Source organism: Jatrophihabitans sp. YIM 134969 (assembly GCF_054456675.1).
The window spans coordinates 1-16,224 of sequence record NZ_JBTJEQ010000017.1; the positions used below are offsets into that span (position 1 = coordinate 1).

At 71.8% G+C, this 16,224-nt stretch carries 16 protein-coding genes and 1 pseudogene; 11 read left to right on the top strand and 6 right to left on the bottom strand.

Translation table 11 applies throughout. The features are described 5' to 3' along the window. A pseudogene (locus ACXR2U_RS10795) lies at nt 1-679 on the bottom strand (hypothetical protein); the annotation flags it as partial. A 294-nt stretch (nt 680-973) separates the two neighbouring features. Between ACXR2U_RS10795 and ACXR2U_RS10800 the strand changes: the two are divergent. Genes ACXR2U_RS10800 through ACXR2U_RS10810 form a run of 3 tightly spaced genes read left to right on the top strand, consistent with a single transcriptional unit; the run spans nt 974 to nt 3,334 of the window. Then, a complete protein-coding gene (locus ACXR2U_RS10800; RefSeq protein WP_458825022.1) occupies nt 974-1,885 on the top strand; it encodes a pseudouridine-5'-phosphate glycosidase in 912 nt (303 codons plus the stop codon). Then, on the top strand, nt 1,882-2,778 hold the full coding sequence (locus tag ACXR2U_RS10805; protein ID WP_458825023.1) for a carbohydrate kinase family protein: 897 nt from the start codon (nt 1,882-1,884) through the stop codon (nt 2,776-2,778). Before ACXR2U_RS10800 ends, ACXR2U_RS10805 begins: the two co-directional genes overlap by 4 nt. Further along, on the top strand, nt 2,699-3,334 hold the full coding sequence (locus tag ACXR2U_RS10810) for a GNAT family N-acetyltransferase (protein WP_458825024.1): 636 nt from the start codon (nt 2,699-2,701) through the stop codon (nt 3,332-3,334). Before ACXR2U_RS10805 ends, ACXR2U_RS10810 begins: the two co-directional genes overlap by 80 nt. Nucleotides 3,335-3,350: 16 nt before the next feature. Here ACXR2U_RS10810 and ACXR2U_RS10815 read toward each other — a convergent pair whose 3' ends face one another. Together ACXR2U_RS10815 and ACXR2U_RS10820 are read right to left on the bottom strand one after the other, a co-directional pair. Then, nucleotides 3,351-4,658: a multidrug effflux MFS transporter gene (locus ACXR2U_RS10815; RefSeq protein WP_458825025.1), complete on the bottom strand. Its 1,308-nt coding sequence runs from the start codon at nt 4,656-4,658 to the stop codon at nt 3,351-3,353. Between the two features lie 54 nt (nt 4,659-4,712). Then, nucleotides 4,713-5,192, bottom strand: coding sequence for an OsmC family protein (locus ACXR2U_RS10820; RefSeq protein WP_458825026.1), 480 nt, complete (start codon nt 5,190-5,192; stop codon nt 4,713-4,715). Between the two features lie 186 nt (nt 5,193-5,378). Between ACXR2U_RS10820 and ACXR2U_RS10825 the strand changes: the two genes are divergently transcribed. Then, nucleotides 5,379-6,386: a hypothetical protein gene (locus ACXR2U_RS10825; protein WP_458825027.1), complete on the top strand. Its 1,008-nt coding sequence runs from the start codon at nt 5,379-5,381 to the stop codon at nt 6,384-6,386. 49 nt (nt 6,387-6,435) lie between these two features. Here the strand turns inward: ACXR2U_RS10825 and ACXR2U_RS10830 are convergent, their stop codons facing one another. The 3 genes from ACXR2U_RS10830 to ACXR2U_RS10840 form a co-directional block, all read right to left on the bottom strand. Next, a complete protein-coding gene (locus tag ACXR2U_RS10830; protein ID WP_458825110.1) occupies nt 6,436-7,167 on the bottom strand; it encodes a citryl-CoA lyase in 732 nt (243 codons plus the stop codon). A 56-nt stretch (nt 7,168-7,223) separates the two neighbouring features. Then, nucleotides 7,224-8,378, bottom strand: coding sequence for a CaiB/BaiF CoA transferase family protein (locus ACXR2U_RS10835; protein WP_458825028.1), 1,155 nt, complete (start codon nt 8,376-8,378; stop codon nt 7,224-7,226). Nucleotides 8,379-8,450: 72 nt separating this feature from the next. Continuing rightward, entirely contained in the window at nt 8,451-9,281 is an 831-nt protein-coding gene (locus tag ACXR2U_RS10840) for an IclR family transcriptional regulator domain-containing protein (RefSeq protein ID WP_458825029.1), read from the bottom strand. Between the two features lie 136 nt (nt 9,282-9,417). On the opposite strand from ACXR2U_RS10840, the gene ACXR2U_RS10845 reads away from it, so the two are divergent. The 7 genes from ACXR2U_RS10845 to ACXR2U_RS10875 all read left to right on the top strand — a co-directional run bounded on the left by ACXR2U_RS10845 (nt 9,418) and on the right by ACXR2U_RS10875 (nt 16,224). Continuing rightward, nucleotides 9,418-10,278, top strand: a complete 861-nt coding sequence (locus tag ACXR2U_RS10845) for a DODA-type extradiol aromatic ring-opening family dioxygenase (RefSeq protein WP_458825030.1) — start codon at nt 9,418-9,420, stop codon at nt 10,276-10,278. Continuing rightward, nucleotides 10,275-10,637 (top strand): hypothetical protein, encoded by a 363-nt coding sequence (locus ACXR2U_RS10850; RefSeq protein ID WP_458825031.1) that lies wholly within the window; start codon nt 10,275-10,277, stop codon nt 10,635-10,637. Before ACXR2U_RS10845 ends, ACXR2U_RS10850 begins: the two co-directional genes overlap by 4 nt. 28 nt (nt 10,638-10,665) lie before the next feature. Further along, nucleotides 10,666-12,462, top strand: a complete 1,797-nt coding sequence (locus ACXR2U_RS10855; RefSeq protein ID WP_458825032.1) for an FAD-dependent oxidoreductase — start codon at nt 10,666-10,668, stop codon at nt 12,460-12,462. Next, the gene (locus ACXR2U_RS10860; protein WP_458825033.1) at nt 12,459-12,893 is read left to right on the top strand and encodes a DoxX family protein; all 435 of its coding nucleotides are present in this window, start codon (nt 12,459-12,461) and stop codon (nt 12,891-12,893) included. The genes ACXR2U_RS10855 and ACXR2U_RS10860 overlap by 4 nt, the downstream gene beginning before the upstream one ends. Beyond that, the gene (locus ACXR2U_RS10865; RefSeq protein WP_458825034.1) at nt 12,890-14,362 is read left to right on the top strand and encodes an amidohydrolase family protein; all 1,473 of its coding nucleotides are present in this window, start codon (nt 12,890-12,892) and stop codon (nt 14,360-14,362) included. Before ACXR2U_RS10860 ends, ACXR2U_RS10865 begins: the two co-directional genes overlap by 4 nt. Continuing rightward, on the top strand, nt 14,359-15,387 hold the full coding sequence (locus tag ACXR2U_RS10870) for a 5-methyltetrahydropteroyltriglutamate--homocysteine methyltransferase (RefSeq protein ID WP_458825035.1): 1,029 nt from the start codon (nt 14,359-14,361) through the stop codon (nt 15,385-15,387). Before ACXR2U_RS10865 ends, ACXR2U_RS10870 begins: the two co-directional genes overlap by 4 nt. Before the next feature lie 147 nt (nt 15,388-15,534). Beyond that, the gene (locus ACXR2U_RS10875; protein ID WP_458825036.1) at nt 15,535-16,224 is read left to right on the top strand and encodes a DUF4142 domain-containing protein; all 690 of its coding nucleotides are present in this window, start codon (nt 15,535-15,537) and stop codon (nt 16,222-16,224) included.

Here is a 16,224-nt window from a genome sequence, read left to right on the forward strand (position 1 = left end):
CCATGTCCGCGGCGGTGTCCATGTCCGCGGCGGTGTCCATGTCCGCGGCGGTGTCCATGTCCGCGGCGGTGTCCATGTCCGCGGCGGTGTCCATGTCCGCGGCGGTGTCCATGTCCGCGGCGGTGTCCAGGTCCGCGGCCGACTCCAGGTCCGCGGCCGACTCCATGTCCGCGGCCGACTCCATGTCCGCGGCCGACTCCACGTCGGCAACAACGGCCACGTCGTCGGCGCCGTCGACGCTGAGGCCGGACTCGGTCGCGTCGTCGGCGGCGTCCGTCGCATCCGCGAGGTCGGCATCCTGGCTGAGGTCGGCCTGGTGATGGTCCGTGAGCGCCGCGGTGAACCGCGCGGCGACGTCGGGGTCGGGCGGACCGGCCGCGACGACGTCGGACTGCCCGACCGACTCAAGGCCGTCGCGCATGGCCCCGACGACCTTCTCCTGGTTCGTAGCGAACTGCTCGGCCGGGTCGCCGGCCACGATCTCGTACGCCTGCGCGACCAGGGACTCGGGCACGTCACTGCGGCGTTCGACGACCTGCGGCGTCGACGCGTCCACCGTCATCGAGGGCGGGAGGTCCGCCACGTGGGGCATCGACGCGAGCACGGCCGCTTTGAAAGCGACGTCGAGCAGGTTCGCGGCGGTGACGACCTTCTCGCTGATCCCGTTCCGGTCGGCCACGCGAGCAGACACCATCCGTTGACTTCGACGTCTCGACAAGTGGGAAAGCATCGAGAGCCTAGGTGAGGTCCCAGGAGGATGTGTCACGAACAGGTCACCAAATCCGTGCAGATGTGGCTCGCGGCTCGACATCCGGGACACATCCGACGCCTTGCTCACGGGCGCCATGTGGTCGGCATGAAGCGCTCCGTCGTCGGGAGGCGGAAGGTGAACTGCAGGTGTGAAAACCGGAGCGAGCGGTGCGCGGATCTCGAGGCGAGGGCGTGCTGAGTCGCTGTCACGGGTCACGGCAGGATGGACGACGTGATTGTCGCTCCCGATGTCGTCGAAGCCCTGTCTCACGGCCGCCCGGTCGTCGCCCTGGAGAGCACGATCATCAGTCACGGCCTGCCACGGCCGGACAACCTCGAGATCGCCCGCGCCATCGAGGACGAGGTCCGGGTGGCCGGCGCGACCCCCGCCACCATCGCCGTGGTCGGCGGTGAGGCCCACATCGGGTTGAGCGACGACGCCCTGGCCGTGGTGGCGGGCGACGACAGCGTGGTCAAGGTGAGCGTGCGGGACCTGCCGATCGTCGCGGCCCGGCGCGGGCACGGCGCCACCACCGTCGCGGCCACGGCCCACCTCGCAGCGATGGCCGGGATCAGGGTGTTCGCCACGGGCGGGCTGGGTGGTGTCCACCGCGACGCCCGCGAGACGTGGGACGAGTCGGCCGACCTCGACGTGCTGGCCCGCACCGGCGTCCTCGTCGTGTGCGCCGGGGTCAAGTCGATCCTCGACGTCGGCGCCACCCTCGAGCGGCTCGAGACACTGTCGATCGGCGTCCTCGGCTACCGCACCGACGCCTTCCCGGGGTTCTACCGCCGCGACTCCGGTCACCCGGTCGGGTGGCGGGTCGACTCCCCCGACGACGTCGCCGACGTGCTCGCGGCGCGCGCCGCCATGGGCACCGACGGCAACGGCATCCTGCTCGTCAACCCGGTCGACCCCGCCGACGAACTCGACGAAGCGTTGCACGATGCAACCCTGGCGTCGGGTCTGGCCGCCGCTTCTGAGCGCGGGGTCACCGGCAAGGACGTCACACCGTTCCTGTTGGACTGGTTCCACACCCAGACCGCCGGCGCGTCGCTCGCGACCAACGTCGCCCTGGTGCGGCAGAACGCCCGGGTGGCGGCCGAGGTCGCGGCGGCCTACGCGGCGCGGTGAGCACGCCTCTCCCGCTCGTCGCCGGCGACCGGGTCCGGTGCGTCGGCGAACTGCTCACCGACGTCGTCGCGCACCTGCCCGAGAACCTCGCCGTGGCGTCCGACACCCGCGCGAGCGTGCGACTGACCGGTGGCGGGGCAGCCGCCAACTGTGCGGCCTGGCTGGCCGAACTGGGGGTCCCGGTGGCACTCGCCGCCCGGGTGGGTGACGACGCCGCCGGCCGGGCCCTGCTCGACGACCTCGCCCGCCGCGGGGTCGACGTCGGCAGCGTCGGCATGGACCCCACCCGGCCCACCGGTGCGTGCCTGGTACTGGTCGACGCCCACGGGGAACGGACGATGGTGCCCGACGCCGGCGCGAACCTGGCGCTCACCGGGACCGGTCACCGCACCGGGGAGCACCTGCACCTCTCCGCGTACGCCCTGTTCCACGACGGCGTGCGCGACCTCGTGCTGGAAGAGACGGCCGTGGCACGCGCCGCGGGTGCGACCGTCTCGATCGACGTCGCGTCCGCGGCGCCGTTGCGGCAGTTCGGACCCGACACCGTGCGTGGGTGGTGCGCTGACGCGCTGGTCCTGGCCAACCTCGACGAGGCGCACGTGCTCACCGGCCGTGGGCACGCCGCGGCTGCCGCCCTCGAACTGGCCCGCTGGGGCCGCGCCGCGGTCGTCAAGTGCGGACGTGACGGCGCGTACGTCGCGCGTGACGACACCGTCGAGCGCGTCCCGGTGCCCCGGACGGTCGAGGCGGTCATCGACACCACGGGCGCCGGTGACGCGTTCGCCGCCGGCCTGCTCGCCGCACTGATGCAGGGTGCAACGTTGCTGGCAGCGACGGCATCCGCGCACGAGGTGGCCCGCGAGGCCATCACCCGGGTCGGCGCCCGCCCGTGAACGCGGAGCACGTGCTCACACCGCGCCTGCGCCTCGACCGGGTTGTGGCCGGGACGTCGACGAGATGTTCGCCCTCCACGCCGATCCGCGTGTGTGGCGTCACCTGCCCTCCGGCCGGCACGAGTCCCGGGCCCGCACCGAGGGTTCGTTCGCCGCGATGGACGCCAGCTGGGTGGCCGACGGGCTGGGCTACTGGTCGGTGCGCCGCCGGGAGGACGGCGAGTACCTGGGCGTGTGCGGGTGCGCCGTGCCCGCCGGCCGGTCCTGGTGGAACCTCTACTACCGGTTCCGCCCCGAGGCCCAGGGGCACGGCTTCGCGGTCGAGGCGGCTGCGACCGCGATCGCGACCGCACAGGTCGTACGGCCGGGACTGCCGGTGGTGGCGTTCCTGCTCGAGAACAACGCGGGCTCACGCCGCACGGCCGAGCGCGCCGGCCTGCGGTTGCGGTGGCGTGGACCGGACGCCGGCAACCCCGACCCCGCCGCCGTGCGCCTCGTGTTCAGTGACCGACCGTTCACCGCGGCGACGCTCCTGGCGGTGCTGGACCACTACTGACGGTCGGGCCCGACCGTCAGTGGGCGGCGACCACGGCGGCGCCGGGCGAGAGCGGCGCGAGCCGCCACGGCCGGACCACGCCGATGTAGACCGCGAGGGTCAGGGCGAGGCCCCCGGTGATGACCAGGCCCATCGTCGTCGCCGTGACGCCGACCGCCCCGAACACAGGCCCGACCAGGCCGGCCACTCCGAACTGGGCGGCGCCGAGCAGGGCGGCGGCGGTGCCGGCCGACTCACCCTTGCCGTTGAGGGCCAGAGCCGGGGCGTTCGGCAGGACGACACCGACGCCGAAGAGGACGACCCAGAGCGGGATCAGCAGTCCGACCAGACCGGCCACACCGGTGGTGGCGGCCACGATCACACCGACGCCGCCGAGCAACGCGAGGACCAGGGCCACACCGAGCACCCCGGCCGAACTCCACCGTGCGGTGAGCCGGGGGTTGAGCTGCGTGCCGACGATGAGCGCCACGGACCCGGCGCCGAACGCCAGACCGAACTCCTGCACCGAGAGCCCGTACGTCTGTTGCATGACGAACGACGACCCGCTGACGTAGCCGAACACCGCCGACATCGACAGGCCCGCGACCAGGGCGAGGCCGACGAAGCTGCGGTCGCGGAACAGCGCACCGTAGGCGCGGGTGCTGGCCCCGATCCCGCCGCGGCGCCGGGCCGCAGCCGGCAGCGACTCGGGCAGGAGGAACGCGGTGACGACCAGCACGACCGAGCCGATGACCGCCAGCATCACGAACACGCCGCGCCACTCGGTGAAACGCAGGACCTGGCTGCCGAGCGTCGGGGCGAGGACCGGAGCCGCGCCCATGACGAGCAGCAGCCGCGACATCATGACCAGGAAGGCCCGGCCCTGCGCGACGTCACGCACGATGGCCATGGCGACCACCGCAGCTCCCGAGGCGGCCATGCCCTCGACGACGCGGAACGCCGTCAACGTCGCGATGTTCGGCGCGAGAGCGCACGCCACCGAGGCGACGACGTGCAGCGCAGCCCCGGCGAGGATCGGACGCCGACGTCCGATGCTGTCGGACAGCGGGCCGACGAGCAGCTGGCCGAGGGCGAACCCGATGAGGGTCGCGGTCAGCGTGAGGCCCACCGCGCCGTCGGTGGTGTGGAGGTCCTCGGTGATCGCGGGCAGGGCCGGCAGGTAGGTGTCGACGGTCAGCGGACCCAACGCCGTGAGGGCGCCGAGGATGACGATGAGTCGCAGTCGGGCCCGCTTCGCCGACACGTCGACGACGGGCGGGACGACGACTGCGGGAGAGGGGTGCTCGGGGAGGTCCAGGACAGGCGGGGCGGTGGAGCTGCTCACACCAGTCCAGGGAGGGTCAGCCGCTCCGCATTCCGGATGTGACCCAGTCGTCCGTCAGGCCGGGGTGGAGGCGGTGACCCCTCGGACCTCGGGCTCGACGACGACCTCGCACGCGAGGGTGTTCGCGATGTAGCACTCGTCGTGCGCGACGTGGGTGAGCCGCTCGACCTCGGCGAGGTCGACCTCACCCGCGACGTCGATCCGCGGACGCAGGGTGATCCCCGTGATGCGCATCCGGTCACGCGTCGCCGGCATGCGGGCCTCGGCGTCGTCGCGGTAGCTCACGACGTCGATCCCGGCCCGCGCCGCGAGGGCGAGGAACGCGAGCAGCTGGCACGACGACGCCGACGCGAGCAGCAGCTGTTCGGGGTTGAGCAGGGCCGGATCACCCTTGAACGACGGGTCGGCGCTCACGATCAGGTCGGTCGCCGCGGGTGGTGTCACGACCCGGTGGGCGCGGCTGTAACCCCGGTACCCCACCGCCGTCGAGCCGGTCCACGCCAACGACGCGGTGTACACGTGCGTGGCAGCCATGCGACGACCCTAGGCCGGGTCCAGCGATCTGGGCCATACCGCGCAAACCCGGCTCTAGGCGTGTGACCCCGCAGATGCCATGATCACGACAGCGGAGCGGCGCCGACGGTCCCCCCGTGCCGAACGGCGCCGCTCCGCCTGACATCGCCCTGGAGGTCGTCGGTGTCCCCTCGTGAGGCCCACCTGGTGGGTAGCCTGCCCGGGCCCGACCCGGAGACGGCGATGACCACGGCGCTCGACGTCCTGGGCCCCTTCCTGCGGACGCTCCCCGACGGCGAGACCGGCGACCGCCGCAACTGGGTCATCTCGATCGTCGACGGGTTGCGCGCCCACCCCGACCTCGAGCTCAGCAAGCCCGGCGACTGGTCGGACTACGACCGCACCCCCGTGATGAAGGTCCGCCGCGGCCGCACCCTGTACGGGGCCAACCTCGACTTCGGTCACCTCGACGCTGTGACCGACAGCCACCCGGTGTTCCGCGACGCGGTCGCGCGGGTGGGCCGCCCCGACATCGCCTTCCAGGAAGGGGTTCCCGGCGACTTCGACCTCGCGATGTTCACGCTGGGCCCGGCCGGGGGGCTGCGCCACCGCCGCGCGTTCACCGAGGCCACGTTGACGGAGATCCGACGGGTCGCCGCGGTGACCGGCCCGGACACCCTCTTCCAGATCGAGGTGCCGGTCGAGTTGGTGCTCCTCGCGAAGGCGCCGGCCGCCGCGCGGCCGGCCCTCGCCCGGGTGCTGGCGCGGAACGTCACCCGTCTGGCCGCGGCGGCACCGGAGGGGACCCGGTTCGGGGTCCACCTGTGCCTGGGCGACATGAACAACCGCGCCTTCGGCACGATGACCGACGCTGCGCCGCTGGTCCTGCTGGCGAACGCCGTCGCCGACGGGTGGCCCGACGGCCGGACGCTCGACCTGCTGCACGCCCCGTTCGCCGCAGCGGACCAGCCCGCGACGACCGACCCGGAGTTCTACGCCCCGCTCACCGGACTGCGGGTGCCGCCGGGCACCCGGTTCGCCGCGGGCTTCGCCCACGAGGCGCAGCCGTTGGCCGACCAGCTCACGATCCGCTCGCGCCTCGACGACCACCTCGGTCGCGAGGTCACCGTCTCCGCCGCGTGCGGACTCGGCCGCCGCGACGACGACGCCGCCCGCGCGGTCCTGGACCGCACCGCCGAACTCTGTACCGCCTGACCGGTTCGCCGACGGGCGGCGGTGGGCCGGGCGGCCCGGGCGGGGTCGGTCAGTCGGAGGTCGGCTCGACGTATACCGCGTTCGACTCCACGGCGTGGAAGACCGAGTTGGCGATCGGGTTGCGCATCTCCTCGGCGAGGTGGCCGAGCAGGCCCGCGCACCGAGCCAGCAGGACGACGCCACGCAGGATGCCGAGCGGGATGCCGAGGTCGGCCAGCACCGCACCGCAGGTGCCGGCGCCGTTGAGCGGCAGCGACTTGCCGAGCACGGAGGGGGCGACCCGGCCGATGGCCTCGAACAGCGCCAGGTGCGGGCCGTAGGCGCCCTCCTCGCGGGCGATGCCGACTACCACGGGAGTGCGGGGGTCGCCGTCCTTGTGCAGGTGGTGACCCAGGCCCGGGACGAACCCGCCGGCGTCCTTGCGGGCCTGCACGGTCGCCGCGGCCAGGACGTCCCAGCCGGCGTCGTCGGTGGGCAACTCCCCCGCGGACTCCAACGCGGCGTGCAGGAACGCACCGGTGTCCTCGCTGACGCCGAGGAACCTGGATCCGCCGCCCAGCAGGCCGGCGGCGAGTGCGCCCTGCAGGGCGTCGGGCGCGGAGAGGAACGTCAGGCGGGCGGCGATGGCCGTGGGCGTGAAGCCGTGGTCGGCCAGGGCCACCAACACGCTCTCGAACACCCGCGACTGCCCGGGAGTGGGCGTCTCGAGCGTGATGAGGCGGTAGGCGAGCTCGCCGAAGCTGACCTTGCCGATGAGCTCGGCCGAGAGGTCCTGCCCCATCAGCGAGATCGTCTCGCGGGTCGAGACGCCCAGTGAGGTCGGGAACTCCAGGTCGCTCACGAGGCGGACTCCTTCAGCCAGGCACGGATCTGGTCGCCGTGTTCGTCGAGCGCGGGTGGCGCGAGGTCGTACCGCGCGGGCGTTGCCGACATCCGGATCGGGTTGCGCACGGTGGGCACGCCGTCGATCTCGACGACCGGTTCGAGGCCCAGCGAGGTCGCCATCTCGACCCCGCCGCGGATGTCGTTGATCGGACCGCACGGGATGCCCGCGGCCGTCAGCACGTCGAACCACTCCTGGGCCGACCTGGTCGCGAGGCGTTCGAGCAGGAGCGGACGTAGTTCCTCGCGGTGGTCGTTGCGGGCCTGCACGGTGGCGAAGCGCGGGTCGTCGGCCGTCTCGGGGATCTCGAGCGCCGCCGCGAGCTTGCGGTACTGGCTGTCGTTGCCCGCGATGACGATGATCTCGCCGTCCCCGGTGGGCAGCGGCTCGTACGGGAACAGCGAGAGGTGGGCGTTGCCCATGCGGTGCGGGACGACATCGCCCGCGACGTACGCCTCGGTCTGGTTCACCAACGACGACATCGCCGAACTCAGCAGGTTGGTCTCGATGTGCTGACCCTTCCCGGTGGCGTCCCGGTGGTGGAGCGCGGCGAGGATCCCGATGGCTGAGTGCAGGCCGGTCATGACATCGAACACCGAGATGCCGGCGCGGTAGGGCGGGCCGTCGGGCGACCCGGTCAGGCTCATCAGGCCCGAGACGGCCTGCACCAGCAGGTCGTAGCCGGGCAGAGAGGCACCCTGGCCGGCTCCGAAACCGCTGATCGAGCAGTAGATCGAGGCAGCGTTGCGCTGTGCAACGGATTCGTAGTCGAGGCCGAACCGCTTCAGCCCACCGGGCTTGAAGTTCTGGATCATGACGTCGGCGCGCGCCGACAGCGCGTGGGCGACCTCGACGTCGGCCGGGTCCTTGAGGTCGAGGACGATCGAACGCTTGTTGCGGTTGATCGCCAGGTAGTACGTCCCGACGTCGCCGCGCAGCGGCGGGACCCAGTGCCGGGTGTCGTCGCCCGCGGGCGACTCGACCTTCACCACGTCGGCCCCGAGGTCGGCCAGCAGCATGGTGCAGTACGGACCCGCGAGGACCCGCGAGAAGTCGGCCACCACGATCCCCGCCAGCGGGCCGGCAGTGGCGTTCCCAGGACTCGTCACGCAGGCTCCAACCGTCAGACGGACATTCGTCCGCCACTGTCGTCGCCGGACCGGCGGACTGTCAACCTCCGGTCAGCCGGCCGCGGCCGTGCCGTCGCGCGCCGCCCCGACCTCGACGTGCGGGCGTGACTGCCACAGGGCCCACTCGGCGCTGATGTCGCCCGCGGCCCGCAGCAGCAGCGGCAGGTGGTGGTCGACGAGGGTCTCCACCGGTGTCTCGGCGGCGTGGACGGTGACGTTGACGGCGGCGCGCACGCGGCCCCGGCCGTCGCGGACCGGTACCGCGACCGACCGGACCCCGCGCGCGAGCTCCTCGTCGGCCAGGGCCCAGCCGCGGGCGCGGACCACGGCCAACTCCTCGTCGAGGTCACCGGTGGGCTTGTGGAGCACGTCGTCGAGGCCGGCCCGGCTGGGTGTGGCGAGGGTGGCGGCCAGTTCGTCGGGTGGGAGCGCGGCCAGCAGCACCTTGCCCTGGGAAGTGCGTGCGGCAGGGAACTTCGTGCCGATCTCGACCCGCAGCGCGATGAGCTTGGGTACCGAGACCCGGGCGACGTAGACGATGTCGGAGCCGTCCAACTGCGTCATCGACGACGACTCGTTCGTGCGGGCGACGAGCGTCTCCAGGTGCGGCCGGGCGATGTCCCAGAGGCCGGTCGACGACACGTAGGCCATGCCCAGCGAGAGCACCCGGGGCGTGAGCGCGAAGCTGGATCCGTCGGTGCGGACGTACCCGAGCTCCGCGAGCGTGAGCAGCAGCCGGCGGGCGGTGGGCCGGGCGAGACCGGCCGTGGCCGCGACCTCGGTCAAGGTCATCGTCGGCCGGTTCCGGTCGAAGCCCGCGAGCACGTCGAGGCCGCGGGCGAGGGCCTCGACGAAGTCCGGCCCGGTGCCTCGTCCGGCCATCGTGGTCCTCCCGGGCGGTGTGGGGCGATTCTGCGGCAGAGTCTTGACGTGGTCCGCGTAGTGAAGCATCGTTCGACTGTCGGCCGCTAGACGGACAGCTGTACGAAGTGCACACGCACCCGGGAGCAGGCAACGCATGGCGAAGCTCGTCGCGATCCTCGCGACCACGCACCACCCGTTCTTCTACAAGACCAGTCAGCTGCCGCCCGACGAGGCGCCGCCGTTCGCGGCCGAGTGGGTGCGCAAGGTGACGGCCTACCGCGAGACGTTGACCCGGTCGCGTCCCGACGTCCTGGTCATGGTCGGCTCCGACCACTTCCACCAGCTGTGGTTGGACAACATGCCGCAGTTCCTGGTCGGCAAGGCTCCGTTCTACGACGCCAACTGGTACAACGAGGAACGCGAGTTCGGCCTGCCGAAGCTGCGCCTGCGTGGGCACGAAGAGCTCTCGGCCCACATGCTGCGCGAGGGCCTGGACAAGGGCTTCGACCTCGCCTTCTCCAACGAACTGCGGATCGACCACTCGATCACCTGCCCGATCTTCACGGTCCGCCCGCAGAACGACCTGCCGATCGTGCCGATCTACACGAACATCTTCGCGCCGCCGCTCCCCCGCCCCGAACGGTTCGTCAAGCTCGGACAGGCCATCCGCGAGATGATCGACGCCTGGCCGTCCGACCTGCGTGTCGCCGTCATCGGCACCGGTCACCTCTCGCTCGAACTCGGCGGTCCCCGCCAGTTCGGCGAGCACGGCCCCGACCCGGAGTTCGACGCCCGGGCCGTCGAGTGGATCGCGGCCGGTGACATCGACGGTTGTCTCGCGGGCGTGACGTTGGACAGCCTGCACGCGCCGGGCAACGCCACGCACGGGTTCATGGACTTCATGCTCATGATGGGGATCGCCGGCTACGCCAAGGCCGACTACGCCGACAACCTCGACCTGTTCCACACGATGGAGGCGTACTTCACCTGGTACCCGAACGGGGTGGACGCGTGAGCAGGTACCTGCTGAACAAGTTCCTGTTCACCGTCGACCGTGACCCCGACCTGGTCGAGCGGTACCGCGAGGACCCGGCCGGAACCGTCGCCTGGTGGGAGGCCGAGCGGGCCAACGTCCTGTTGAACGCGGTCGACGCCGAGGCCAGCACGTGGCTGGAGTTCACCGACGCCGAGCGCACCGCACTCGCCGCGCACGACCACGTCGCCCTGTTCGACCTGGGTGCCCACCCGTTCCTCACGCTCACGCTGTGGATCGCGATGTTCGAACGCGACCACGACGAGCCGCTGGCGATGCAGTTGGACTACGCCGCCAAGCTGAGCCACGTCACGCTGCCCTACCCCGACATCACCACGTGAACCACGCCGCTCCCGGAGGTCGCACGGCATGAGCACACCCACGGTCGACACCGACGTCCTCGTGGTCGGATCCGGTCCGGCCGGCGCCGCCACCGCGTTGTTCCTCGCCACCTACGGCACCCGCACCGTGCTCATCACCAAGTACGGCTCGCTGTCCGACACCCCCCGCGCGCACATCACGAACCAGCGCACGATGGAGACCCTGCGCGACATGGGTCTCGAGGACCGCCTCATGCGCGAGGCCACGCCGTGGGAGTGGATGGGCAACACCACGTTCTGCACGAGCCTGGCCGGCGAGGAACTCGGTCGCATCCCGTCGTGGGGCACCGACACCGTGCGCCACGCCGACTACGAGCTGCAGAGCCCGTGCACGATGCTCGACGCGCCCCAGACGATCACCGAACCCGTGCTGATGCAGGCCGCGCAGGCCCGCGGTGCGAAGGTGCGGTTCGACACCGAGTACCTCTCCCACGTCCAGGACGCCGACGGCGTGACCACCCAGGTCCGCGACCGGTTGACCGGCGCCGAGTACAGCGTGCGCAGCAAGTACCTCGTCGGCGCCGACGGCGCGCGCAGCAAGGTCGCGGCCGACCTCGGTCTGCCGTTCGAGGGACCAGGTGCCGTCGGCGGTGCCCTCGGCATCATCTTCGAGGCCGACCTCTCACGCTTCGTCGAGTACCGGCCGTCCGTCCTGTACTGGATGGTGCAGCCGGGCGCCGAGAAGGAAGGCGTCGGACTCGGCGTGCTGCGGATGATCAAGCCGTGGACCGAGTGGATGCTCATGTGGGGCTACGAGGTCGCCGCCGGCCCGCCCGAGTTCACCGACGAGTTCGTGCGGGAACTGGCCGTCGCACTCGTCGGGACCGACGACTTCGAGATGCGCGTGACCTCGACGTCGCCGTGGACGGTCAACCACCACTTCGCGACGACCCTCGCCTCCGGTCGCGTGTTCTGCGCCGGCGACGCCGTCCACCGGCACCCACCGACCAACGGCCTGGGCTCCAACACCTCCATCCAGGACGCCTACAACCTGGCGTGGAAGCTGCACCACGTCGTCGCGGGCCACGCCGCGCCGAGCCTGCTGGACTCCTACGACGCCGAGCGGGCGCCGGTCGCCCGCCAGATCGTCACCCGCGCCAACCAGAGCATCGCCGACACCGGCCGGATCATCGCCGCCCTCGACGTCGACGACACCACCGACGTCGAGAACCTGCAGCGGCAGTTGGCGAAACGTCGTGAGCCCGGACCGGAGGGCGAGAAGATCCGCGAGCGCCTGCGCGAGGCCATCGCCTACAAGGCGTACGAGTTCGACGCGCACGGGGTGGAGCACAACCACCGGTACGCGTCGACGGCTGTCGTGCCCGACGGCACCGAGATGCCGCCGTTCCGACGCGATCCCGAGCTCTACGCGCAGCCGACCACCTGGCCCGGTGCGAAGCTGCCGCACACGTGGGTCACCCGCGCGGGTCGGCGGGTGTCGACCCTCGACCTCGCGGGTCACGGCCGGTTCAGCCTGTGGACCGGTATCGGCGGGCAGCCGTGGATCGACGCCGCAGCCGAGTTCAGCGCGGAGACGGGTGTGCCGATCGACATCGTGTCGATCGGTCCCGGGCAGTCGCACGACGACCCCTACGGCACCTGGGCGGAGCTGCGTGAGATCAGCGACGCCGGCGTGCTCCTCGTGCGGCCCGACCTGTACGTCGCCGCCCGTCACGTGGGCGCGCCCGGATCCCCCGAGGGTGGTGTCGACGCCCGCACCTGGTTGCGGGACGTCCTCACCTCGGTCCTCGGCACGGTCCCCGGCAGCACGGCGGCCGCCTCGTGAACCTCCTGCGTACGGCTGGACGCGCCGCGCTCGGCTGGGTCTTCGTGTTCGCCGGCAGCGACGTCGTCCTCCACCCGGAGAAGCCGACCAACACCGCCGGGTGGCTGTTCGACGCCGCGCGGTCGGCCGCCCCGTTGCCGGTGCCGCCGGACGTCCACCTCGTCCGCGCCAACGCCGCGGTGCAGGTCGCGGCCGGCACCGCCCTGGCCACCGGGTTCCACGCCCGACCGGCGGCGCTCGTCCTGATGGGATCGTTGCTGCCGACAACAGTTGGTGGTCACGCCTTCTGGCGGCACGAGGACCCGGTGCAACGCAAGCTGCAGCGGCTGCAGTTCACCAAGAACATCGGTCTGTTCGGCGGCCTGCTCCTCACGGTGGCCGACCGTTCCGAGACCCTCTCCCGACGACTCCGCAGAGGTGCGAGCTCATGAACCCCGATCAGATCGATGCCGTGAACAACGGTCGCCCGCTCGTGTTCCGCGACGCGACCGTGCTGACGATGGATTCCGCCGGGGTGCTCGAGCACACCGATGTCCTGGTCGTCGGCTCGCGCATCGAGGCCGTCGGCCCCCGCCTCGAGGTGCCCGAGGGCGCGGTCGAGATCGACGCCGCGGGCGGCATCCTCATGCCCGGCATGATCGACACCCACCGCCACATGTGGCAGACCGCATTGCGCGGCCTCGGTGCCGACTGGACCCTGACGCAGTACTTCGTCTTCTACTACCTGAGCTGGGGCAAGATCTTCCGGCCCGAGGACATCGCTGCGGGCAACCTGCTCTCCGGTGTCGAGGCGGTCGACGCCGGCGTCACGACCTCAGTCGACTGGTCGCACGGTCTGCAGACCGTCGAGCACGGCGAAGCCGCTTTCGACGCGCTGGCGAACTCGCCCGGCCGCTCCGTCCTGGCCTACGGGAACCTGCTCGGCGCGCCGTGGGAGTGGACCAACTCCCCCGACTTCCGCGCCTTCGCCCGGGCGCGCATCGACGGCGCCACCGACCTGCTCGGCTTCCAGTTGGCGTTCGACGTCACCGGCGACCCCGCGTTCCCGGAGAGGGGTGCGTTCGAGGCCGCCCGCGAACTGGGGCTGCGCGTGACGACCCACGCCGGTGTCTGGGGCGCGACCAACGACGACAGCATCCGCCTCATGTACGAGGGCGGGTTCATGACGCCGGACGTCACCTACGTCCACGCCTCGACGCTGTCCGAGGACTCCTACCAGCGCATCGCCGCGACGGGCGGCACGGCCTCGGTGTCGACCGAGAGTGAGCAGAGCGCGGGTCAGGGCTACCCGTCGACCTGGGCGCTGCGCAAGCACGGCATCCCGATCTCGCTGTCCATGGACACCAGCGTGTGGTGGAGCGCCGACCTGTTCAGTGCCATGCGGGCCACGTTGTCGGCCGACCGTTCGCGTGAGCACCTCGAGGCCCACGCCCGCGGCGAGACCGTCACCCACAACGCGTTGCGGGCGAAGGACGTCGTCGAACACGCCACCATCGGCGGGGCGCGGGCGCTCGGCCTGGAGGACCGGATCGGCTCGGTCACCGTGGGCAAGCAGGCCGACCTGGTGCTGATCCGGAACGAGAACGACCCGGCGATGTTCCCGGTGCTGCATCCCTACGGCTCGGTCGTCTACCAGGCCGGCCGCGGCGACGTCGACACCGTGCTCGTCGACGGCCGGGTCGTGAAGCACGCCCACCGACTCGTCGGGAACCACCTCGCGGCCGCGCGCACCGCCGTCGCCGAGACCGTCGAGTACGCGCGGTCGACGATGGGCGAGGACACGTGGGCCGAGAGCATGGCGCCGGAGGTGCCCGCCACGGAGCGGATCCCCAACCCGTACACGTACACCGACTACGAGGGCAGCGCCGATCGCCACCACGCGGCGGAGGCGTCGGAGTGACGCTGCCACTGCTCCCCACCAGCCTGGTCGGCAGCTACGCCCAGCCGGAGTGGCTCATCGACCGCTCGAAGCTCGCCGGTCGGTTCCCGCCGCGGGTGCGCGCCCGCGAGCTCTGGCGCATCGAGCCCGAACACCTCGCCGAGGCGCAGGACGACGCGACCCGGTTGGCGATCCAGGCCCAGACCGACGCCGGACTCGACATCCTCACCGACGGTGAGATCCGGCGGGAGTCGTACTCGAACCACTTCGCGACCGCGCTCGAGGGCGTCGACGTCGACAACCCGGGCACGGCGCTCGACCGCAGCGGTCACCCCAACCCGGTGCCGCGCATCGCCGGCCCGATCCGGCGCACGCACCCCATCGAGGTCGACGACGTCCGGTTCCTGCGGGCGCACACCGACCACGTCGTGAAGATGACGGTGCCGGGCCCGTTCACCATGAGCCAGCAGGCGCAGAACGACCACTACCCCGACCTCGAGTCGGCCGCGATGGACTACGCCGCCGCCGTCAACGCCGAGATCAAGGACCTGCACGCGGCCGGCGCCGACATCGTCCAGATCGACGAGCCGTACATGCAGGCCCGCCCCGAGGCGGCCCGCGCCTACGGCCTGGCGGCACTCGACGCGGCGCTCGAGGGCGTGACCGGCACGACCGCCGTCCACATCTGCTTCGGCTACGCCGCGATCATCCACGAGCGCCCGGAGGGGTACTCGTTCCTGCCGGAGCTCGCGGGCTGCAGCGCCGACCAGATCTCGATCGAGACGGCGCAGTCCGGCCTCGACCTCGGCGTGCTCTCCGACCTCGCCGACAAGACGATCATCCTGGGCGTCGTCGATCTCTCGGACCCGTCGGTCGAGTCGGTCGAGACCGTCGCCGCCCGGGTCCGCCGCGCCTTCCCGTTCAAGGGCCCGGAGCAGCTGGTCATCGGGACCGACTGCGGGATGAAGTACCTGCCCCGCGCGACGGCCTTCGGCAAGATGCAGGCCATGGCCGGCGCGGCGGCGGTGCTGCGCGCCGAACTCTGAGGAGCGCGGCGGTGTTGGCGCGATCTTGATGTTTGAACATGTTCGAGCCCCCCGGTGGGCGGGGCATGAGTCTCCCGAGTGCCTCTCGCGCCGCGATGCACCCCGACGGCGTAGACCCCTGCCGCCCGGCATTCCCTGGAGCCCGACGTGTCCCGTCCCACCACCTCTCTGCTGTCCGCCGGTGCCGTTCTGGCCCTGACGGCCGGCGCCACCCTCGCGTTCGGTGCCGCACCGGCGTCCGCCGCGCCGAACCAGGTCGACGGCACCTTCCTGGTCGCGAACGAACAGACCAACCTCGCCGAGATCACCATCGGCACCCTGGCCCTGCAGAAGGCCACGACGAGCGAGGTCCGTGACCTCGCCACCATGACCGTGAACGACCACAAGGCCGCCCAGACCAAGGTGCTCGCCGTGGCGAAGGCGCTCGGTGTCACGCTGCCGACCGCGCCGAACAGCACCCAGCAGGCCCAGGCCGCCCAGTTGCAGGCGGCGTCCGGCTCGGCCTTCGACGTCACCTACGCGCAGATCCAGGTCGCGGGTCACCAGCTCTCGCTGAGCGACACCGACACCGAACTGTCCGGTGGCAGCGACCCGTCCGTGAAGAGCTACGCCACCTCCTACAAGCCGGTGGTCACCATGCACCTGCAGATGGCGCAGTCGGCGGTGACCGCCCTCGGTGGCACGCCCGGCAGCGTCCCGGCCGGCACGGGTGGCCAGGCCGCCACGACGTCCGGCACCACCGAGGGCGTGGCCGTCGGTCTCGTCGTCGTGGGCGGCGTCGCACTCGTGGGCGCCGGCGGTTTCCTCGTGGCGCGTCGGCGTCGGGTCACCGCCTGA